This is a genomic window from Micromonospora sp. PRAS1 (genome assembly GCF_059553435.1).
Genome location: NZ_JCANNB010000046.1, coordinates 1 through 19,449, shown reverse-complemented (window position 1 = coordinate 19,449; position 19,449 = coordinate 1). Strand labels below are relative to the sequence as shown.

Below are 19,449 nucleotides of genomic sequence, written 5' to 3'. Positions count from 1 at the left end.
AAGGGAGCGCCGATGTCGGAGCCACATGTCACGCTGGAGCCTCGCGATCCGGTTCAGGAGAAGCTACGTGGCCCCCTGGAGGAGCAGCTGACCTCCGCCCTCCAGGCCGCAGCCGACCGGATCCGGGACAGCTACGCCGGTGAGCCGGTGGAGCAGGTGTGTCAAAGGCTGCTCGACGAGACACGGGGCGGCCTGCACCCCGACATCGCCGCCGGCTTCGAACCCGACATGGACGAGTTCTGCCGGGTCGCCGTCGCCATCGTGCGCGGCGAGACCACCTGAGCCGGTCCAGCCGCGGACGTTGAAGGATTCGCGGGGTCAGGACCGGCCCCGCAGGCGCCGGCCCTGACCCCGGTCCGGCGTGGGCAGCGGGCCAGGCCAAGCGCTGGGGCGGCCCTGTCAACCAGCCCCAGCACGGTGCCGGCCCGTCTCGCACTCAGCTCCACGGTGCCCCACACACCGAACTTCGGTGCCGCGGCCCACCCCGGCAAGCCGCGGCACCGAAGACGAGGCTAGGCCCGCCCCGACGAGCCGACGATCGTCAGACTGGGCGATTACCAGCAGGGTGCAAAAACGGCAACCTGCTGTAACACCGTGCCGACCGCTGACGCTGATCAAGATCGAGGGCAGGACTCCCCCGATCGGCCGGCTCAGATCGGCCCGGCTCAGATCGGCCCGGCTCAGATCGGCCCGGCTCAGATCGGCCCGGCTCAGATCGGCCGGCTCAGATCGGCCGGCTCAGGCCGGCGTGAAGACCACCCGGGAACGCAACCGCCGGAAGCCGGTCCGTTCCAGCTCGGCCACCACGGCCACCCGGTGCGCGTCCACGTCGGCGATCACCTCGTACGCCCCGGCGCCGGCAAGCGTCGCGACCGCGTCGACCAGCAGCTCACTGCGGGCCGCCGCGTCGAGCAGTCCGAAGTAGGCGATCATCGGATAGCAGGCGTCGCCGGCCGGTGCGGCCAGCCCGACCGGTTCGCTACCGTCGAGCGCCACCCGCCAACCCGACGCCGGGCCGGTCAACCAGGCCAGCGGATCACGGGCCAGGTCCACCCCGCCGACCATTCGTGCCGTCTCCGCACCGGTAAGCAACTCCGGCTCGGCGATCCGGGCCACCAACGAGCTGATCTCCGCCGCGTCGGCGGCGGGCCGGATCGAGAACCGACCGGCGACGGCCGGCAGCAGCGACGAACGGCTGGCAGAGGCCGGACCAGACGACGACCGGCTTTCCAGGGCCGGACCAGACGACGAGCCGCTGGCAGAGAAAGGCTGCGGGCCGCCAGTCCACGAGCACCGCAGCCGCTCGCCGCCCTCGACCAGCCCCGCCGACCGGGCCGCCGCCATCGTGGCCTCGACCGTGGCCCGCACCCGCGGCTGCCGCCGCCAGTACGCCGGCGCCGAGGCGTAGTACGTCTTCGGGCCACCGAGCGCCGCATGGGCGGTACGCAGCAGCGCGGCACCCACCTCCGGCTCGGCGGCCAGGTCGAAACGTTCCAGCCACGGCTCCCCCACGGCGCCCGGCGGCAACAACCAGGCGGCCCGGCCGACCACCCGGCCGGCGCGCAGCGCGATCCAGGTGTGCTCGGGACGGTAGCCGCCACCGGCGATCCCGTCGGCGTAGCTCACCTGCCGCAGTTGCGGCAACGGGTCGGGCATCGAGTCGAACAGTGCTTCCTCGCCCGCGACGAGCGGGCGGATGACCAGATCGGTCATGAGCGGATCCTCCGGAACGCGGCGCCCCGGTCAGATCCGCGTGGACGCCGGACCGCGGAGGGGGCGCAGAACGTTGGACATCGTCCTGACCTCCTTCCCACTCGACGGCGTGCCGCGACCCTACCGCCCCATCGCACCCCCGTCACCCCGATTCACTCGCCCCGCCGAAGACGCGCCAAAGGGCACCGCACACACAGCTTCGGACGTTGATCTTGCACTTCCCGCCCTCGCAAAAGGCTACGAAAAGGGCATTCCGGCGACCGAAACTGCAAGATCGACGCGGCGGGTGGGGGTTAGGGAGGGGGGAAGAGGTGGGTGGTCAGGAGGTGTTCGCGTTGGTCCTGGGCCTCGGGGCGCAGGCGTCCGCCTCGGGTGAGCATGACCAGGCCGTGCAGCAGGCTCCAGCCCAGCTCGGTCAGGGTGTCCGGGTCCCGGCCGGCGGCCAACGGGGTCAACGCCGTACGCAACTCGTCGAAGGTCGCCGCGACCGTCTCGGGGACCTGCTCGGCACCGAGGGTCAGGTCCGGTGTGTACGCGAACATGGCGTCGTAGATCTCCGGATTGGCGTACGCGAAGTCCAGGTAGGCCGTCATCACCGCCGGCCACACCTCGGGCGGCCGGTCGACCGCCGTACGCGCGGCGGTCAGCGCGGCGGCCAGGTCGGCGAAGCCGCGCACCGCGACCGCGGCGACCACCGCGTCCCGGTCGGCGAAGCGCTGGTAGAGCTCGCCGAGATCGACGTCGGCCCGCTCCGCCAACCGGCGGGCGGTCACCGCCGGCCAACCCTCGGCCTCGGCCAACCGCCACGCGGTGGCGACGATCGTGTCCTCGTCCGGCTCGGTGCCCGGGCCGTCCCCGCCCTGCTCGGCAGCAGGGCCGTCGCCACCCTGCTCGGTGCCCGGACCGCTCCCGGCACCAGGACCGTCCCCGTTCCGTTCGGTGCCCGGATCGTCCCCGCCCTGCCCGCTGCCGGGGTCGTTTCCGTTCCGCCCGGTGCTCGGATTGCCTTCGCCCTGCTCGGTGCCCGGGTCGTCTGCGCCCAACACGCAGCCGATGCTAGCGGCCTGAAACTCAGCGTGACTCTGCGGCGACGGATTGGCGACTCTTCGCGCGGAGAGCTACCGGCGGCTCGTGTGGAGAGCTACCGGCGGCTTCGCCGGCGAGCTACCGGCGGCTCGTGCGGAGGAGCGCTAGCGGCGGAGGGTGAGGATGAGGTCGGCGACCAGGGCGCTCCAGCCGGTCTGGTGCCAGGCACCGAGACCGGCGCCGTTGTCGCCGTGAAAGTACTCGGGGAAGGCGATCAGGTCGCGCCAGTCCGGGTGGGTCTGGAACAGCTGGGCCGCCCCGTAGATCGGCCGGCGACCCCAGTCGTCCCGGGTGAACAGCGCGATCAGCCGGGCGGAGAGGTCGTCGGCGATCTCGTCCAGGGTCTTCTTCACCCCGGACCGGGTCGGGTACTCCACCTGGAGGTCGTCGCCGAAGAACGCCGCGTAGTCGCGCAACGCGCTGATCAGCAGGAAGTTGGTGGGCATCCAGATCGGACCGCGCCAGTTGGAGTTGCCGCCGAAGAGGCCGCTTGTCGACTCGGCCGGCTCGTAGCCGACGCAGAACTCCTGCCCGCCGAGGGTCACCGCGAACGGCTTGTCCAGGTGGGCGCGGGAGAGCGTACGCAGGCCGTACTCGGAGAGGAACTCCTCGGTGTCAAGCATCCGGGCCAGCAGCCGCACCACCTGCTCCGGCCCGCACATGGAGAGCAGTCGCTGCTGGCGACCGTCCGGGCCGAGCCGCCGGGCACCGACCACCGCGGCGTACTCGGGGCGGTTGGTCAGGAACCAGCGCAGCCGGGCACCCAGCTCGGGCAGCCGGTGCAGGGTACGCGCGGTCAGCCGGGTCACCGCGGCCAGCGGCAGCAGCCCGACCACCGAACGTACCTTCAGCGGCACCTTCGTGCCGTCGGCGAGCCGCAGCACGTCGTAGAAGAACGCGTCCTCCTCGTCCCACAGCCCCTGGTCGTACGCGGCCGCCGCGATGTACGCGAAGTGCTCGAAGAACTTCGTCGCGGTGTCCTCCCAGGTGCGGTCGTGCTCGGCCAGCACGATGGCGATGTCGAGCAGGTTGAGCGCGTACATCGCCATCCAGCCGGTGCCGTCGGACTGCTCCAGCACCCCGGCCACGGGCAGGGCCGCCGACCTGTCGAACGGGCCGACGTTGTCCAGCCCGAGGAACCCGCCCTCGAAGACGTTGTTGCCGCCGGTGTCCTTGCGGTTTACCCACCAGGTGAAGTTCATCAGCAGCTTGTGCATCATCCGGGCCAGGAAGTCGTGGTCCCGGCTGCCGTCGATCTCGAAGACCTTCAACGCGGCCCAGGCGTGCACCGGCGGATTGACGTCACCGAACGCCCACTCGTACGCCGGGATCTGTCCATTGGGGTGCAGGTACCACTCGCGGAGCAGGAGCAGCAGTTGATCCTTCGCGAAGCCGGGGTCGACCCGGGCGATGCTCACGCAGTGGAAGGCCAGGTCCCAGGCGGCGTACCAGGGATATTCCCACGGGTCCGGCATGGAGATCACGTCAAAGCTGGTCATGTGCCACCAGGCGCTGTTGCGCCCGTGCCGACGCCCGGCCGGCGGCGTCGAACCCGGATCGCCCTCCAGCCACCGCTTGACGTCGAAGTGGTAGAACTGCTTGCCCCACATCAGCCCGGCGATGGCCTGCCGGGCGATCAGGGCCTCGTCGGCGCTCGCCTCGGCCGGGATCACCCCGGCGAAGAACCGGTTCGCCTCGGCCCGCCGGGCCCAGATCACGGCCTCGAAGCCGGCACCCAGGTCGGCCGGCGGCGGGTCACCGTCGCCGGGCGGCGGCGCGGTACGGGTCAGCCGCAGCCGGATCTGCCGCTGCTCGCCGGCCGGTACCTCCAGCACGTAGTGCAGCGCTCCCTTGGTGCCGGTCAGGTCCGGGTTCACCGTGGCCGCCCCGGTGACCACGTGGTCGTTGATGCCGTCCTTCGGGTACGGCGTGCGGCTGGGCAACCCCCACAGCCGCTCGGCATTCGTGTCGTTGTCGCAGAGCAGGGGCGTCGGAGCGCCGTCGCCTTCGAGCACGACCTGTCCCAGCACCCAGTGCTCGCCGACCAACCGGCGTCCTCCGCCGACGATCCGCGGCACCCGCTCGTCGCTGCCCGGCAGCCCCCACGCCCAGGTGTTGCGGAACCACAGGTGCGGCAGCACGTGCAGCCGCTCGGCGCGGTCTCCCCGGTTGGCCACGGTCACCACGACGCAGAGATCCGTCGGGCCGGCCTTGGCGTAGTCGACGGTCACCGCCCAGTACCGGTCGTCATCGAAGATGCCGGTGTCGACCAGCTCGTACTCGGTGTCGTCCCGGCCGCGCAGCGCGTTCACCGCGACCAGTTCGTCGTACGGGAAGGCGGCCTGCGGGTAGTGGTAGCGCCAGCGCATCCACGAGTGGGTGGGCGTGGAGTCCTCGTACCACCAGTACTCCTTGACGTCCTCGCCGTGGTTGCCGCTGTCGCCGCCGAGCCCGAACATCCGCTCCTTGATGATCGGATCACGGCCGTTCCAGAGCGCCAGGGCGAAACAGAACGTCTGCCGGTCGTCACAGACGCCCGCCATGCCGTCCTCGGACCACCGGTACGCTCGGGAACGCGCATGATCGTGGGGGAAGTAGTCCCACGCCGTGCCGTGTTCGCTGTAGTCCTCCCGCACCGTCCCCCACGCCCGCTCGGAGAGATAGGGGCCCCATGCGCGCCAGTCCTGCTCGCCGGCGTCGGCCTGGGCCAGCCGGATGCGCTCGGCGTCGGGAGCCGGGGCGGAGGGCGTACCGTCGGTGATCACCTGACCATTTTCGACGCCGCCGGGGTACTTCACCACAGCGGCCATTGTCGTCGTGCCCTGTTACACATCGCCGCCGGTGGAGGAAAGTTGAGTGAGATTCGCTTCGGTTCCCAGGTCTGCGGCGAGCTGACCAGCGCCGCCGGGCGGGAGTGGCTGGTGCCCGACGGCCTCGGCGGCTACGCCATGGGGACCGTCGGCGGGTTGCGCACCCGCCGCTACCACGGGCTGCTTGTGGTGCCGGGAGAAACCCCGGCCTCGCGCAAGGTGGGACTGGCCAGCCTCGACCCGGCGGTGCTGCTGCCCTCCGGCGCCCGGGTACGCCTCGGCGCACACGAGTGGATCTCCGGCGACGTCGACCCGCGCGGCTTCGAACTGTTGGAGCGTTTCGACCTGACCGACGGGCTGCCCCGCTGGCGGTGGCGGATCGGCGACGTGGTGATCGAGCGGGAACTGGCGATGCTGCCCGGCCGCTCCTGCGTGGCGGTGGTGCACCGGCTGGTCAGCGGCGGTCCGGTGGAGCTGGAACTCGCCGCCGCCGGCACCTGGCGCGACGCGCACGGCGAGCGCCGGGCCGACGGGCCGCCGCTGCGGATGGACCCGGTCGACGGCGGCACGATCATCGAGGGGGCGTACCGGCTGGCCGGGCCGGGCTGGACGCCGCAGGGCCACTGGTGGCGGGGCGCCTACCACCGCGAGGAGGCGGCGCGCGGCCTGCACCCGGAGGAGGATCTCTGGTACGCCGGCCAGTTCCGGGACACCCTGCGTCGGCCCGGCGACACGGTGTCGGTGCTGGCCTGGGCGGGTGACCTGGCGCAGGAACCGCCACCGGCCCCGCAGGTGGTGGCGACGGCCCGGCAGCGTAACCGGGCGGTGGTGGCCGCGGCCAAGCCGGCCGATCCGGTCCAGGCGACCCTGGCGTTGGCCGCCGACGCGTTCGTGGTGCAGACCGCCACCGGGCCGGACGTGGTCGCCGGCTACCCGTGGTTCGGCGCCTGGTCGCGGGACACGATGATCTCCTACGAGGGGCTGTTCCTCTGCACCGGCCGGGCCGAACTCGGCCGGGAGCTGCTGCGCTCGTACGCGGCGACGCTTTCGGAGGGGATGCTTGCCAACACCGCCGACACCGGCCGGGTCGAGTACAACACCGTGGACGGCACGCTCTGGTTCCTGCACGCGGTGAGCCGGCACGTCACGGTCACCGGCGACACCGATCTCGGCGACGAACTGCTGCCGGCGCTGCACGAGGTGATCGACGCCCATCTGGCCGGCACCCGGTACGGCATCGGCGTCGACCCGGCCGACGGCCTGCTCACCCAGGGTGCTCCCGGTGCCGCGCTTACCTGGATGGACGCCCGGGTCTACGGGGTGCCGGTCACCCCTCGGCATGGCAAGCCGGTCGAGGTCAACGCGCTGTGGATCAACGGCCTGGCCGGGATCGCCGAGCTGGCCGAACTCGCCGGCCGGGACGCCGACGCGCTGCACCGGCTGCACGAGCGGGCGACCAGGTCGTTCCGGGAGCGCTTCCCCACTCCGGGCGGCTGGCTGCACGACGTGGTCGACGCGCCCGCACCGGCGTACCCGCTGGGCGGCGCGGCGGTCCACGACGACGACCTGCTCCGTCCCAACCAGCTGCTGGCCTGGTCGCTGCCGTTCGCACCGCTGGAGCCGGACCCGGTGACCCTGGGCCGGGTCGGTGCCGGGCTGCTCACCCCGCTCGGCCCGCGCAGCCTCTCCCCCGACTGCCCCGGCTTCACCGGCCGGCACGGCGGCGGACCGGCCGAGCGGGACAGCGCCTACCACCAGGGCACCGTCTGGCCCTGGCTGATCGGCCCGTACGCCGATGCCAGCCGCCGTGCCGGCCTGCCGGTCGACGAGCTGTTCGTCGGTCTGGAGGCGCACCTGAGCGAGTACGGTCTCGGCTCGGTAAGCGAGACCGCCGACGGTCTCGCCCCGCACGCCGCCACCGGCTGCCCCTTCCAGGCGTGGTCGGTGGCAGAGCTGCTGCGCGCCCGCCGGTAGCGCTTTACACCCCCGCAACGGATACGTCTCCGCAGGTTATCCAGGTGCGATAAGGATTGGTCCCGATCCACCCGCGATACCAACGCCGCCCGCCACGGGCCGGCGGGCGGCTGCGCGGAGACAACTCAAAGGGGGCGCGTATGTCACCGAACGCCAACGTGATCGACATCAACCCCGCACGGTCGCAGCGGGTGCTGATGCTGTCCTGGGAGTACCCACCCGTTCTCGTCGGCGGTCTCGGCCGACACGTGCACGCCCTCTCCGTCGCCCTGGCCGCCGCCGGCCACGAGGTCACCGTCGTCACCCGGCACGCCGCTGGCGCGCCGCTGGAGGAGCAGCTCGACGGGGTACGGATCATCCGCGCCGCCGAGGACCCGGTCACCTTCCCGCTGGCCACCAGCTCGCTGCTGGCCTGGACGATGGCGTTCAACCACACCCTGACCCGCGCCGCCCTGCGCGCCGCCGACACCGGCGACTACGACGTCATCCACGCACACGACTGGCTGGTCGCGCACACCGCGATCACGCTCGCCGAGCACCTGCACCTGCCGCTGGTGACCACCATCCACGCGACCGAGGCGGGCCGGCACCAGGGCTGGCTGCCCGAGGAGATGAACCGCACCATTCACGGCGTCGAGCACTGGCTGAGCAACGCCTCGACCCGTTTGATCGCCTGCTCCGGCTACATGCGCGAGCAGGTGAGCACGCTCTTCGACGTACCCGGCGGCCGGGTCGACGTGGTACCCAACGGCGTCGACGACCGGGCCTGGCGGGCCCGCCCCCGGGCGGTCGCCTCGGCCCGCGCCCGCTTCGCCGGGGACGGTCCGCTGATCGGGTACGCGGGCCGGCTGGTCTACGAGAAGGGTGTGCAGCACCTGGTGGACGCGGTGCCGCAGCTGCGCGACCGGCACCCCGGGCTGCGGGTGCTGATCGCCGGCGACGGCCCCTACCGGGGGGAACTGGAGGAGCGGATCGGCCAGCTCGGGCTCGCCGGCACCGTACGCTTCACCGGGTTCCTCGACAACACCCAGCTCCCGGCGGTGCTCGGCGCCACCGACGCGACAGTCGTACCGAGCCTCTACGAGCCCTTCGGCATGGTGGCCCTGGAGGCGGCGGCGGCCGGCGCACCGCTGGCCGTGGCGCGCACCGGCGGCCTGGCCGAGATCGTCGAGCCGGGCGTCACCGGGGTCACCTTCCCGCACAGCGATCCGCCGGCCCTGGCCGGCGCGGTCGGTCAACTCCTCGGCGACGAGGTCTTCGCCCGTCGGGTCGCCCGCCGGGCCCGCAACATGGTGGGCCAGCGGTACGGCTGGGCCACCATCGCCGCCCGCACCGCCGAGTCGTACGGCACCGCGCGCCGCGAACACGCCCCGGCGCAGACCCGCCGCCCCGCCGAGGTGCCGGTGCCCCGTCAGCCGATCTCCATCCCCGACGGCAATCTGCTCGCGCTGAGCAGCGCCGCCTGCTAACCAACCGACCGAACGCACGGTCGCTGACCCGGGTGCCGCAGTAGAGCTGGCGGCACCCGGGTCTTGTTCGTGGCCGCCAGACTGAAATGCCCCTTCTTTCATCCCACGATGCGGGATGCCGTTGGCTGGATTAGATATTTGATATCAGATCAACGCCAGAGGGAGGGACATCACATGAACCTGAGACGTGGCACCCTGGCGACCTGCCTGATCACCGCTCTCGCCGTGGCGCTCACCGCCTGCGGCGCCGACGACAACGACGAAGAGAGCAGCACAAAGAGCGCCAAGTTCGGCTTCAGCGGTTGGGCCGTCGGTTACCTGCCGACCGCGATCGCCATCGACCGACTCAAGGACCAAGGCTTCACCATCGAGGCCGTCGAACTCGGCGGCAACGCCAACCAGTTGCAGGCCGCCGCGCAGCAGCAGGTGGACATCACCGCCATCGCGCAGGTGATGGACGCGGTCGACGAGGGCGTGCCCCTGCGCTTCTTCCTCGGCGGCAACTCCAACGAGTTCGTGATGGCGGCGCAGGCCAACTACACCAACTGCGCCGCACTCGACGGACGCAACGTCGGCATCCAGTCCGAGAGTTCCTTCGTCGGGCAGCTCGCCATGCAGTGGGTGCAGCGGGACTGCCCGGGTACGAAGCCCAAATACACAGTCGTCGAAGGCTCGGAGAACCGGCTCGCCGCGATGCTCCAGGGCCAGATGGACGCGAGCCCGATCGACCTCCAGGACTGGACGCTGCTGTCCCGGGAGCGCCCCGGAGACTTCACGATGGTCGCCGACCTGACCCAGACATTCCCGATCATGCGAGCCGCGTTCGCCGCGCGGCCCGACTTCCTCAGCGCGAACAAGGACCTCGCCACCGCCTGGGTGCGCACCCACCTCGACGTCTACCAGGAGATCTACCAGAAGCCGGAACTGCTTGTGGAGAAGGGCCGGGAACTGCTGCCCGAGATCGACGCCGAGGCGCTGCCGGCCATCGTGGACGCGTTCATCAAGGCCAAGGTGTGGCCCGAGGACGGCGGCCTCCAGCCCGAGGCGGTACAGGCGACCATCGACTTCTTCAACGCCGACGGCAAGCCGTACCAGAAGGTCAAGGCGCCGGCCGACGTGACCGACCGGAGCATCCTCGATGCCGTTCTCGCCGAGCGGAACTGACGTGAGCAGCCAGATCCTTCCGGCGCGCCACCCGCTGAAGGTGGCGCGTACCGGAGGGGTCCGGTTGGTCGACCAGCGCTGGGGACGGGCCGGGCTGCGCTGCCTCACCCTGATCCTCCTGCTCGGCGGCTGGCAGCTCGCCGGCACCGCCGGCGGGGTGGGCCTGCCCAGCCTCACCCGGACCGCCACGGCCCTGACGGATCTGCTCAGCGAGCCGGCCTTCTACCAGGCCCTCTGGGCAACCAACCAGGCGCTGCTGCTCGGCTTCGGCCTCGCCGTCGCGGTCGCCCTGCCGCTGGGGCTGCTGATGGGCCGGCTCGACCTGGTCAACCGCACGGTACGGCCCTACCTGAGCCTGCTGATCGCGGTTCCGGTGATCGCCTTCATCCCGGTCATCCAGGCCACCCTGGGGCTGACGCTCTCCGCCCGGGTCGCGGTGGTCTTCCTCTTCAGCGTGGCGTACGTGGCGGTCAACTGCGCAGTCGGTGTGCGGTCCACCGACCCGGCGCTGCTGGAGATGGCCCGCAGCTTCGGCGCCGGCCGGCTGGCCCGGGTCCGCGAGGTGATCCTGCCGGCGGCGGTACCGGGCCTGATGGCCGGGGTCCGGGTCGGTCTGGGCCAGGCCCTGATCGGCATGGTGGTGGCGGAACTCGCCCTGGTCGGTGCCGGGGTGGGCAGCCTCATCGCGGAGTACCAGGGGCGCTTCCAGGTCGCCTCGGTGATGGCCGTGACGCTCGTCGTCGTGGCCGAGGGTGTGCTGCTGCTGTCGCTGGCCGCGATGTGCGAGAAGCGACTCAGTCGATGGAAGGGAGGCACGACATGACGGAGCGCGACACCGCCCCTGCCGCAATCGACGTGCGCGGGGTCGGCAAGACGTACGTGGACGAACGACGCCGCCAGGTCGTCGCCCTACAGGACGTGAACCTGACTGTGCGACCCGGCGAGTTCGTCAGCATCATCGGCCCGAGCGGCTGCGGCAAGACCACGCTGCTGAAGATGGTCGACGGCCTGATTCCCTTCGACCACGGCGAGATCGACGTGCTCGGTGACCCGGTACGCGGCCCCGGCCCGGAACGCGCCGTGGTGTTCCAGAGCTTCGCCCTGCTGCCCTGGCTGACCGTGGTGGACAACGTCGCCTTCGGGCTCAAGCAACGTGGCGTCGGTCGGGCCGAGCGCACCCGTACCGCCCGGGACCTGCTTCACCGGGTCGGGCTGCGCGGCTTCGACGACCACTACCCCCGGCAACTCTCCGGCGGCATGCAGCAACGGGTGGGACTGGCCCGCGCCCTGGCGGTTAACCCCTCGGTGCTGCTCATGGACGAGCCGTTCTCCGCGATCGACGCCCAGACCCGGCTGCTGTTGCAGACCGACCTGCTGCGGATCTGGGACGAGACCGCGATGTCGGTGCTCTTCGTGACCCACGCGATGGACGAAGCGGTCTTCCTCTCCGACCGGGTGGTCATCATGCGGCCCCGGCCCGGGACCGTGCACGAGGTGATAGACATCGACCTTCCTCGGCCGCGTACCGAGCGCACCCGGCAGGACCCGCGCTTCGTCGAACTCACCGGCCAGGTGTGGGACCAACTCCGGGGCATGATCGTCACAGGCGGGACGGAGAACGTCGAACCCGCCGGGGCGAGCGCGTGAACGGCCTGGCGGCGCGCCGGGCCCTCGCCGGCCCGGCGCCCTTCCTGCTGTCCCTGGCGGTGGTCGCCGTGGTCTGGGAGGTCGCCGGTCGTACCGCCGACCTGATCACCCTGCCGCCGCTCAGCGCCGTCCTGCGCCAGTTCGGCGCCATGCTGGCCAGCGGCGAACTTGTCGACCCGCTGGCCGACAGTCTCCGCTCCCTCGGCATCGGCCTGGCCATCTCCATCGTGGTCGGCACGATCATCGGGGTTGCGATGGGGCTCTCCCCCGCGGTCGATGCCGCGCTCGACATCTACGTCAAGGCTGGGCTCGCCGCGCCGATCATCGCCTTCGTGCCGTTGTTCCTGCTGGTGTTCGGCATCGGGAGCACGACGCGCATCGCGACCGTGGTCGCCTTCTCGATCTGGGTGGTCATCGTCAACACCGCCACCGGCATCCGGCGCAGCGACGCCGCCCTGCTGGAGATGGCCCGCTCCTTCGGCGCGTCCCGTACCGCGCAGTTGCGGGAGATCCGGCTGGTGGAGGCGTCGCCGTATCTGCTGGAGGGGTTGCGACTCGGGGTCGCCCGGGGCGTCAAGGGACTCATTAACGGCGAGGTGCTCATCGCCATCGTGGGGCTGGGCGGTCTGGTCAAGCGGTACGGCACCGTCTTCAGCATGGACAAGCTGTACGCAGTGATCCTCTTCATCGTGATCCTGGCCCTGGTCTGCGTCGGGCTGGTCGGTCTGGTGGGCCGGATACTCTTCCGCCACCGTCCGCAAGGGACATGACGTCGACGCTGTTGACGGCGTACGCGGTGGCGGGAACGAATTGGCATCGGGACAGGAGAACAGCCGACATGGAACGAGGGTTTCGCCTGACGCCGCAGGGCGGTGCGCGGCAGCGCACGATGGCGGAGACAGCCGCGGCTGAACTACACAGAATGATCATGTCAGGTGAGTTGCCGGCCGGCACCCACCTGAGGTTGGCGGATCTGACCGCGACGCTGGACATGAGCGCCATGCCGGTCCGGGAAGCGCTACGTCGCCTTGAGGCGCTGGGGCTGGTGGAGATCATTCCGCACAAGGGCGCCTGGGTTCGGGACGTCTCCCTCGACGACCTCGTCGACACCCACCAGACCCGGCTGGCGTTGGAGACGCTTGCCATCCGGATGGCTGCCGAGCGGTTCACCGCGCAGGACGGAGAGATCGCCCGTCAGGCACTGCTCGATCACACCAAGCTCGTCGGCGCGAACGACCCCCTGCCGGCACGGCAGGCACACACCGCCTTCCACTTCAGCCTCTACCGGGCCTGCGGATCTCGCTGGTTGCCCCGGGCCATCGAACCGGTCTGGGAGAACAGCGAGCGGTACCGGTTCGCCACCCGACCCACCCCCGACGGCCTGGCCCAGATCCAGGCCGAACACCAGGCGATCCTGGACGCCTGCGTGGCGAACGACCCGGACGCGGCGGTGGCCGCCCTCACCCTGCACCTCGAGAACGCCATGCGGCGGATCCGGGAGTCCATGCCGGCCCGCCTCCCGCAACAGGCAGCGCAGCGATGACCGCCGAGACGGCCCTGACCGACCGGGTCCAGGTCGATCCGGCCTGGCTCACCACGCTGGTCAGCCGCATCTTCACGGCAGCCGGGCTGCCGGCAGCGGCGGCCGGCACGGTCGCCGGGTCGCTTGTCGACGCGGACTGCCGAGAGGTGCACTCGCACGGGACCATGCTGGTGCCGATGTACCTCGGTCGGCTCCGGAAGGGTTCGGTGAGCACCGCCACGCGGGCCGAGCCAGTGCTCGACCTCGGTGCGGTGGCCGTGCTCGACGCCGGGCACGCCCTCGGGGTCCTCACCGCCGACCAGGCCATGGAGCTGGCCGTGGAGAAGGCCCGCGCGTACGGAGTCGGGGTGGTGAGCGTCCGGCGCGCCTTCCACTTTGGGGCGGCCGGCCGATACGTGCGGGCCGCCGCCCGCGCCGGGCTGGTGGGGGTGGCCATGTCCAACACCCGCCCCCTGATGCCGGCGCCCGGCGGCGGGCATCCGGTGGTCGGCAACAACCCGCTGGCCGTGGGCCTGCCGACTGGGGACCAGGAGACCGAACCGGTGGTGCTGGACATCGCCCTCTCCGAGGTGGCGCTGGGTCGGATCAGGCTCGCCGAGAGCACAGGTACCCCGATTCCCGTCGGCTGGGCCACCGACGAGGCGGGCCGGGACACCGTCGACCCCACCGCCGCCCTGGCCGGCATGCTGCTGCCCACCGGCGGGCACAAGGGTTTCGGACTGGCGCTGATGATCGACGCGCTGACCGGAGTGCTCTCCGGCGGTGGGTTCGGCCAGCGGGTCCGTGGCCTGTACGCCGACACCGCGGTGCCCAACGACTGCGCGCATCTCTTCCTGGCCCTGGACCCGGCCGCCTTCGGCGATCCGGCGGAGTTCACCGCCCGCCTGACCGAGCTGGGCCGAGAGGTGACCGCGCCGCCGTACGCCCCCGGCGTCGACCGGGTGCGCCTGCCGGGCCAACGCTCGAACGAACGGCTCCGGGCCTCCGCGCGCCGAGGGGTGGTCCTGGAGCGGTCCCTCGTGGACACCCTCACCACCCTCGCGGCGGAGCTGGGGGTGCCGATCCCATCCTCGTCCCGCCCACCGGCACCGTCCGAAGGAGCTGACTGATGCCCACCGACAACCCCTCCGTCGACAACCTCTCCGCCCCGGCCGCGTACTCCGGGGAGCTACCCGATCGCTCGGCCGAACCGGCCGGCACAGATCCGGCGCTGCGCCGGTTCCGGGAGATCATGGTCAACGTCAATGACCTGGAGTGGGTGAACAAGACCCTGGCCGGGCTCTCGCAGAAGATGCTCTGGCGGGACGACGAGACCGGTGCCTCGATCGCCCTGGTCCGCTTCCAGGCGGGTGCCGGCATCCCCTCCGCGCACGCACACGCCTCGAACCAGTTCATGTACTGCCTCTCCGGCCGCTACACCTACCAGCCCACCGGCATCACCCTCGTGCCCGGCTCCTTCTACTGGAACCCGAAGGGCAGCATGCACGGCCCCACCCGGGCCGAGGAGGAGTCGGTGCTGCTGGAGGTCTACGACGGTCCGCACTATCCGACGCAACCCGACTGGTACACCAGCGCCGACGACGCCCACTGAGGGCAGGGAAGGAAAGAAATGCCGAAGGAACTGCTCGTCTCCCCCGACCTGGCGCCGCCGAACGGGCACTTCGCCCAGGCGACCGTCGTACGTCCCGGCCGCATGGTCTTCATTTCCGGCATGACCGCGCGGACCGCCGACGGCAGCATCGCCGGCATCGGCGACGTCGCCGAGCAGACACACCAGGTCTGCCGCAACCTCGACGCCGCCGTGCGTGCCGCCGGCGGCACACTCGACGACGTCGCCCGGGTGGACGTCTACGTCCTGGACATCACCCACTTCGACGCCATCCACGCGGTACGACGGCAGTACTTCACCGGCCCTCCGCCCGCGTCGACGATGGTCGAGGTGTCCCGGTTCGTGCACCCGGACTACCTGATCGAGATCAACGCCATCGCGGTCGTCGACACAGAGGAATCGGCGTGAAGTTGGGGCGAATGCGCCTGGACGGCGACTGGCGCACGGTCTCCGTCCAGCTCGCAGAGAACGAGGTCACGGTCCTACCCGCCGAGTTGGGCACGGTCGACGACCTGGTTCGAGGCGGCCGGCAGGCGCTCTCAGCGGCGCGGGCCGCCGCTGCCGACGCGCCCCGGCAGCGGCTCGACCCGAACCTGCTCGGTGCTCCACTTACCCGTTTCAACCGGGACATCCTCTGCACCGGATGGAACTACTGGGCCCACTACGAGGAGTCGCAGGGACGCCGGGAGGGGCAGGATCCCGCCGAACGTCCCCGCCACCCGACCTTCTTCACGAAGGGACCGGACACGGTCATCGGCCCGTACGACGACATCCGGTACGACGCCCAGGTCTCCACCAAGTGGGACTACGAGGCCGAGGTGGCGCTGGTGATCGGCAAGCAGGGGCGTTCGATCCCCGAGGAGCAGGCGTTGGAACACGTCTTCGGCTACCTGGTGGCCAACGACGTGTCCCAGCGGGATCTCCAGCGGGCCCATGGCGGCCAGTGGCTCAAGGGCAAGAGCATCGACGACACCATGCCGCTGGGGCCCTGGGTGACCACCGCCGACGAACTCGGCGACCCGGCGGCGCTGCGCCTGCGCTGCCAGGTAAACGGCGAGGTGTTGCAGGACGCCAGCACCGGTCAGATGGCGTTCTCCATCGCCCGGCTGATCGCCGAGCTGAGCTGGGGCATGACCCTACGCCCGGGAGACCTGCTGTTGACCGGCACCCCGGCCGGCATCGGCAACGCCCGGGACCCGCAGATCTTCCTGCGCCCGGGAGACGTCGTCACCACCGAGGTCGACGGGCTCGGCACCCTCCGCAACCGGGTGGTGCAGCGATGACCGTGCCGCGCCCGAGTGGTCTTCCCGAGGATGAGCCGGCCGACCGTACCCCGGCGCTGCCCTCGGTCGACGTGCACACCCACCTGGCGCCGCTGCTACCCGAGACCGGCACCGAGGAGCTGGGCGTCAGCACCGACGGCGGGCGGCATCTGGTGGCCGGACACCCCACCGGACCGCCCGCCCTGTACCGGCCAGCCGAACTGCTGGCGCACCTGGACGCGGCCGGGCTGGACGTCGCGGTGGTGAGCGTGCCGCCGCCGTACCACGGTCAGCACCTCACCGGCCCGCTCAGCGCCCGCTGGGCGGTGGCCGTCAACGACGGCCTGCTGGCCCGGGTCTCCGAGCTGCCCCGGCTGCGGCCGCTGGCCCTGCTGCCGTTGCACGAGCCGGCGGTGGCGCTCGCCGAGTACCACCGGATCCGGAGCGACCCGCGCTGGTGGGGGGTGACCATCGGGGCGGGCGGACGGATCCCGTCCCTGGCGGACCCGGCCTTCGCCCCCCTCTTCCAGATCCTGCACGACGACGGACGCGCGGTGCTGCTGCACCCCTCGGCCTCCCCGGATCCCCGGCTGGAGCAGTTCTACCTCGGCAACCTCCTGGGCAACCCGGTAGAGACCGGCGTCGCCGTGGGACAACTGGTCTTCGGTGACGTGTTGGGCCGGTACCCGGGACTGCGCCTGGTGCTGGTGCACTGCGGCGGCGTCGTGCCCGCGGTGGTCGGTCGCTGGGAACGGGGAGTGGCGACCGATCGGCCCGGTCTGCTGCCGCTCACGCTCTCCCCCACCGAGGCGGTACGGCGGATGTGGACCGACTGCCTGAGCCACCACACCTCGCTGACCAGCCTGGCCGCCGAGGTGTTCGGCCCGGACCGGCTGCTGCTCGGCAGCGACTGGCCGTACCCGATGGGCATCGAGGACCCGGCGGCCTTCCTCGGCGAACGGAAGTCTCCCTTGATCACCAGGGCGGCGACGGTGAACGCCGCCGCGGCCCTCGGCACCCGTCCCGGCCTGCCGCCCGCCCCCTGACCATCGATGGCCCGCCGACCGGTCGGTCACCTCGGCGGCAGGGTGGTCGCCGTCGTCGCCCCGGCCCCGGTTGGCTGGCTCCCGGCGTCCTGGGCAACGCCAGTAGGCTCGGGCAGGTGGAGTTGGAACGGCACGACGACGATGACCGGCTGCGCGTCTCCGACCGGGAGCGGGAGGAGGTCGTGGAACTGCTCGGCAAGGCCACGGCCGAGGGCCGGCTCACCCTCGACGAGTACACCGAGCGGGCCGGTGCCGCACACGCCGCGCAGACCCGGGGCGAGCTGGCCCGGCTGACCACCGACCTGCCGGGCGCGCCCGGTCGTCCGCCGGTTCGCCGGCCCGGTGGACTCGTCCCGGCGCCGGAGAAGCTGCTGGCCGTCTTCGGCAACGACGTACGCAAGGGCGGCTGGTCGGTGCCCGACCAGATCGACGCCCGGGCGGTCTTCGGCGACTGCCGGATCGAGCTGCACGAGACCCAGTTGCCCCGTCAGATCACGATCGACGCGGAGGCGATCTTCGGCAACGTGACGGTCGTGGTGCCCGAAGGCACCGACGTCCGGCTCTCCGGCAGCGCCATCTTCGGCGACAAGAAGTCCAAGCTGAGCGGACCGATCACGCCGGGCGGCCCGGTGATCGAGGTGCGCTGTCGGGCCATCTTCGGCGACGTGGTCGTCCGTCCGCCACGCAAGGGCAAGCGCTGGTGGTGACTGCCGCTCAGCAACAGCGGGCGGCCCGGCCGGTCGCGTGGTGTTCCTTGGCTATCGTGCTCGCGTGAGTACTCGCCATCTGCCGGCACAGATCGGTGACCTGCCGCCGCTCGGGCGACCGGCCAACAGCGCCCTGCTCGAAGCCGGCATCACGACCCTCGCCCAGGTGGCCGCGCACCGCCGCGGCGAGCTGCTGGCCCTGCACGGGGTCGGGCCGAAGGCGATCCGCATCCTGGCCGCCGCGCTCGCCGAGCACGGCCTCGCCTTTGCCGATTGACCGATCGCCGAACACCGCCTCTTGACCGATCGCCGAACACCGCCTCGTCTTTTGCCGGTTGACCGAACGGGGCCACGCGCCGGCCGGACGCGCCGACGGCCCCGGCCGCGTCCCATGGCCGACACAGTGCCCTGCGCCGCGACCGCACGCTGACATACTGCCTGCTGATCGGCCCGGTCCGCCGAACGCGGCCCGGTGGCGTCCCTTGTGGATGGTCCCGGGCGTCCCCTGCGTCCCGCCGCGAACTACAGTGACGTAGTTTTGGCGCTCAAGATCCCTGGGGAGGGCGAGCCGAGATGATGGGACCGTCGCACGCGCTGTCCGGCGCGGCGGTATGGCTGAGCGGGTCCTGGGCGCTACAGCATTTCTACGACTACGAGCAGTCGCCGCTGGCGCTGGCCGTCGGTACGGCCGTCTGCGCCGGTGGCGCGCTGCTGCCCGACCTCGATTTGTCAGGCAAGGTGACCCGCAACAAGGGCGGCGCCACCGTGGCCCGTACGTTCGGGGTCTTCTCGCTCTTCATCGCCGAGGTGGTGGAGAAGATCTCGCTCGGCGTCTACTACGCCACCAAGCTGAGCCGCGATCCGAAGCGCAACAACGGCCACCGCACCCTGACCCACACCATCCCGTTCACCGTGCTGCTGGGTTGGGGCACCACCACGCTCTGCGCCAACTACGGCAAGTGGGCGGTGATCGGCATCCTCTTCTTCATGATCGGCCTGGCCCTGCGCGGCCTGTTCGACAAGTGGGCCGAACGCGCGGGCTGGCTCATCGTCACCCTGGTCTCGGCCGGCGCGGCCGTCTTCACCGCCGCCAACCTGCCCGGCGACCGGGGCTATCCGATGATCGGCCTCGCGGTCGGGGTGGGTGCCTTCGTGCACATCATCGGCGACATGATCACCCGGGCCGGGGTGCCGATCCTCTGGCCGATTCCGATCAAGCGCCGGATGTGGACACCGATCAGCCTGCCCGACAAGATCGCGCTGCGCGCCGGCGGACGTGTGGAGATCGTCTTCGTCCGCACCGGGCTGACCATCGTCTCGGTGCTGGCCGCCCTCGGCCTGGTCGCCCCCTCCGTCCTCCAAAAACTCACCCAAGACCTCTAACCCCACCCCACCACCAGACCCACCCACCACCAGAGC

Annotated in this window: 20 protein-coding genes; 16 read left to right on the top strand and 4 right to left on the bottom strand. The window is 71.3% G+C overall.

Going from position 1 to position 19,449, the window contains the following annotated elements:
* Positions 1 to 12 precede the first annotated feature (12 nt).
* Positions 13 to 282, top strand: a complete 270-nt coding sequence (locus tag AC507J_RS28810; RefSeq protein ID WP_496293057.1) for a hypothetical protein — start codon at positions 13 to 15, stop codon at positions 280 to 282.
* 117 nt (positions 283 to 399) lie between these two features.
* Here AC507J_RS28810 and AC507J_RS28805 read toward each other — a convergent pair whose 3' ends face one another.
* The 4 genes from AC507J_RS28805 to AC507J_RS28790 all read right to left on the bottom strand — a co-directional run bounded on the left by AC507J_RS28805 (position 400) and on the right by AC507J_RS28790 (position 5,609).
* The gene (locus AC507J_RS28805; RefSeq protein ID WP_496293097.1) at positions 400 to 714 is read right to left on the bottom strand and encodes a pentapeptide repeat-containing protein; all 315 of its coding nucleotides are present in this window, start codon (positions 712 to 714) and stop codon (positions 400 to 402) included.
* Between the two features lie 24 nt (positions 715 to 738).
* Positions 739 to 1,713, bottom strand: coding sequence for an acetyltransferase (locus AC507J_RS28800; protein ID WP_496293055.1), 975 nt, complete (start codon positions 1,711 to 1,713; stop codon positions 739 to 741).
* Between the two features lie 293 nt (positions 1,714 to 2,006).
* Positions 2,007 to 2,759, bottom strand: coding sequence for a TetR/AcrR family transcriptional regulator (locus tag AC507J_RS28795; RefSeq protein ID WP_496293053.1), 753 nt, complete (start codon positions 2,757 to 2,759; stop codon positions 2,007 to 2,009).
* A 144-nt stretch (positions 2,760 to 2,903) separates the two neighbouring features.
* On the bottom strand, positions 2,904 to 5,609 hold the full coding sequence (locus tag AC507J_RS28790) for an MGH1-like glycoside hydrolase domain-containing protein (RefSeq protein WP_496293051.1): 2,706 nt from the start codon (positions 5,607 to 5,609) through the stop codon (positions 2,904 to 2,906).
* 42 nt (positions 5,610 to 5,651) lie between these two features.
* On the opposite strand from AC507J_RS28790, the gene AC507J_RS28785 reads away from it, so the two are divergent.
* The 15 genes from AC507J_RS28785 to AC507J_RS28715 all read left to right on the top strand — a co-directional run bounded on the left by AC507J_RS28785 (position 5,652) and on the right by AC507J_RS28715 (position 19,413).
* The gene (locus tag AC507J_RS28785) at positions 5,652 to 7,583 is read left to right on the top strand and encodes an amylo-alpha-1,6-glucosidase (RefSeq protein ID WP_496293049.1); all 1,932 of its coding nucleotides are present in this window, start codon (positions 5,652 to 5,654) and stop codon (positions 7,581 to 7,583) included.
* Positions 7,584 to 7,723: 140 nt separating this feature from the next.
* Positions 7,724 to 9,052 carry a glycosyltransferase family 4 protein gene (locus tag AC507J_RS28780; protein ID WP_496293047.1) on the top strand — a complete coding sequence of 443 codons (1,329 nt, stop codon included), beginning with the start codon at positions 7,724 to 7,726 and terminating at the stop codon, positions 9,050 to 9,052.
* Positions 9,053 to 9,226: 174 nt separating this feature from the next.
* Positions 9,227 to 10,216, top strand: coding sequence for an ABC transporter substrate-binding protein (locus tag AC507J_RS28775; RefSeq protein WP_496293045.1), 990 nt, complete (start codon positions 9,227 to 9,229; stop codon positions 10,214 to 10,216).
* Position 10,217: 1 nt separating this feature from the next.
* The gene (locus tag AC507J_RS28770; protein WP_496293043.1) at positions 10,218 to 11,039 is read left to right on the top strand and encodes an ABC transporter permease; all 822 of its coding nucleotides are present in this window, start codon (positions 10,218 to 10,220) and stop codon (positions 11,037 to 11,039) included.
* Positions 11,036 to 11,863, top strand: coding sequence for an ABC transporter ATP-binding protein (locus AC507J_RS28765; protein WP_496293041.1), 828 nt, complete (start codon positions 11,036 to 11,038; stop codon positions 11,861 to 11,863). Before AC507J_RS28770 ends, AC507J_RS28765 begins: the two co-directional genes overlap by 4 nt.
* Complete coding sequence (locus AC507J_RS28760; protein ID WP_496293039.1) at positions 11,860 to 12,633, top strand: ABC transporter permease; 774 nt, start codon at positions 11,860 to 11,862, stop codon at positions 12,631 to 12,633. The genes AC507J_RS28765 and AC507J_RS28760 overlap by 4 nt, the downstream gene beginning before the upstream one ends.
* Complete coding sequence (locus AC507J_RS28755; protein WP_496293037.1) at positions 12,630 to 13,406, top strand: GntR family transcriptional regulator; 777 nt, start codon at positions 12,630 to 12,632, stop codon at positions 13,404 to 13,406. Before AC507J_RS28760 ends, AC507J_RS28755 begins: the two co-directional genes overlap by 4 nt.
* Entirely contained in the window at positions 13,403 to 14,515 is a 1,113-nt protein-coding gene (locus AC507J_RS28750; RefSeq protein ID WP_496293035.1) for an Ldh family oxidoreductase, read from the top strand. The genes AC507J_RS28755 and AC507J_RS28750 overlap by 4 nt, the downstream gene beginning before the upstream one ends.
* Positions 14,515 to 14,997, top strand: a complete 483-nt coding sequence (locus AC507J_RS28745) for a cupin domain-containing protein (protein WP_496293033.1) — start codon at positions 14,515 to 14,517, stop codon at positions 14,995 to 14,997. The genes AC507J_RS28750 and AC507J_RS28745 overlap by 1 nt, the downstream gene beginning before the upstream one ends.
* Positions 14,998 to 15,015: 18 nt before the next feature.
* Positions 15,016 to 15,423 (top strand): RidA family protein, encoded by a 408-nt coding sequence (locus AC507J_RS28740; RefSeq protein ID WP_496293031.1) that lies wholly within the window; start codon positions 15,016 to 15,018, stop codon positions 15,421 to 15,423.
* Positions 15,420 to 16,298, top strand: a complete 879-nt coding sequence (locus tag AC507J_RS28735; protein WP_496293029.1) for a fumarylacetoacetate hydrolase family protein — start codon at positions 15,420 to 15,422, stop codon at positions 16,296 to 16,298. The genes AC507J_RS28740 and AC507J_RS28735 overlap by 4 nt, the downstream gene beginning before the upstream one ends.
* A complete protein-coding gene (locus AC507J_RS28730) occupies positions 16,295 to 17,323 on the top strand; it encodes an amidohydrolase family protein (protein WP_496293027.1) in 1,029 nt (342 codons plus the stop codon). Before AC507J_RS28735 ends, AC507J_RS28730 begins: the two co-directional genes overlap by 4 nt.
* Positions 17,324 to 17,439: 116 nt before the next feature.
* The gene (locus AC507J_RS28725) at positions 17,440 to 18,030 is read left to right on the top strand and encodes a DUF1707 SHOCT-like domain-containing protein (protein ID WP_496293025.1); all 591 of its coding nucleotides are present in this window, start codon (positions 17,440 to 17,442) and stop codon (positions 18,028 to 18,030) included.
* A 64-nt stretch (positions 18,031 to 18,094) separates the two neighbouring features.
* Complete coding sequence (locus tag AC507J_RS28720; protein ID WP_496293023.1) at positions 18,095 to 18,307, top strand: helix-hairpin-helix domain-containing protein; 213 nt, start codon at positions 18,095 to 18,097, stop codon at positions 18,305 to 18,307.
* A gap of 296 nt (positions 18,308 to 18,603) precedes the next feature.
* Positions 18,604 to 19,413: a metal-dependent hydrolase gene (locus tag AC507J_RS28715; RefSeq protein WP_496293021.1), complete on the top strand. Its 810-nt coding sequence runs from the start codon at positions 18,604 to 18,606 to the stop codon at positions 19,411 to 19,413.
* The last annotated feature ends 36 nt before the right edge of the window (positions 19,414 to 19,449 follow it).

Coding starts and splice junctions, on each gene's coding strand:
- AC507J_RS28810 (WP_496293057.1), top strand. CDS start 13: ATGTCGGAGCCACATGTCACGCTGGAGCCTCGCGATCCGGTTCAGGAG.
- AC507J_RS28800 (WP_496293055.1), bottom strand. CDS start 1,713: ATGACCGATCTGGTCATCCGCCCGCTCGTCGCGGGCGAGGAAGCACTG.
- AC507J_RS28790 (WP_496293051.1), bottom strand. CDS start 5,609: ATGGCCGCTGTGGTGAAGTACCCCGGCGGCGTCGAAAATGGTCAGGTG.
- AC507J_RS28780 (WP_496293047.1), top strand. CDS start 7,724: ATGTCACCGAACGCCAACGTGATCGACATCAACCCCGCACGGTCGCAG.
- AC507J_RS28775 (WP_496293045.1), top strand. CDS start 9,227: ATGAACCTGAGACGTGGCACCCTGGCGACCTGCCTGATCACCGCTCTC.
- AC507J_RS28765 (WP_496293041.1), top strand. CDS start 11,036: ATGACGGAGCGCGACACCGCCCCTGCCGCAATCGACGTGCGCGGGGTC.
- AC507J_RS28755 (WP_496293037.1), top strand. CDS start 12,630: ATGACGTCGACGCTGTTGACGGCGTACGCGGTGGCGGGAACGAATTGG.
- AC507J_RS28750 (WP_496293035.1), top strand. CDS start 13,403: ATGACCGCCGAGACGGCCCTGACCGACCGGGTCCAGGTCGATCCGGCC.
- AC507J_RS28745 (WP_496293033.1), top strand. CDS start 14,515: ATGCCCACCGACAACCCCTCCGTCGACAACCTCTCCGCCCCGGCCGCG.
- AC507J_RS28740 (WP_496293031.1), top strand. CDS start 15,016: ATGCCGAAGGAACTGCTCGTCTCCCCCGACCTGGCGCCGCCGAACGGG.
- AC507J_RS28730 (WP_496293027.1), top strand. CDS start 16,295: ATGACCGTGCCGCGCCCGAGTGGTCTTCCCGAGGATGAGCCGGCCGAC.
- AC507J_RS28715 (WP_496293021.1), top strand. CDS start 18,604: ATGATGGGACCGTCGCACGCGCTGTCCGGCGCGGCGGTATGGCTGAGC.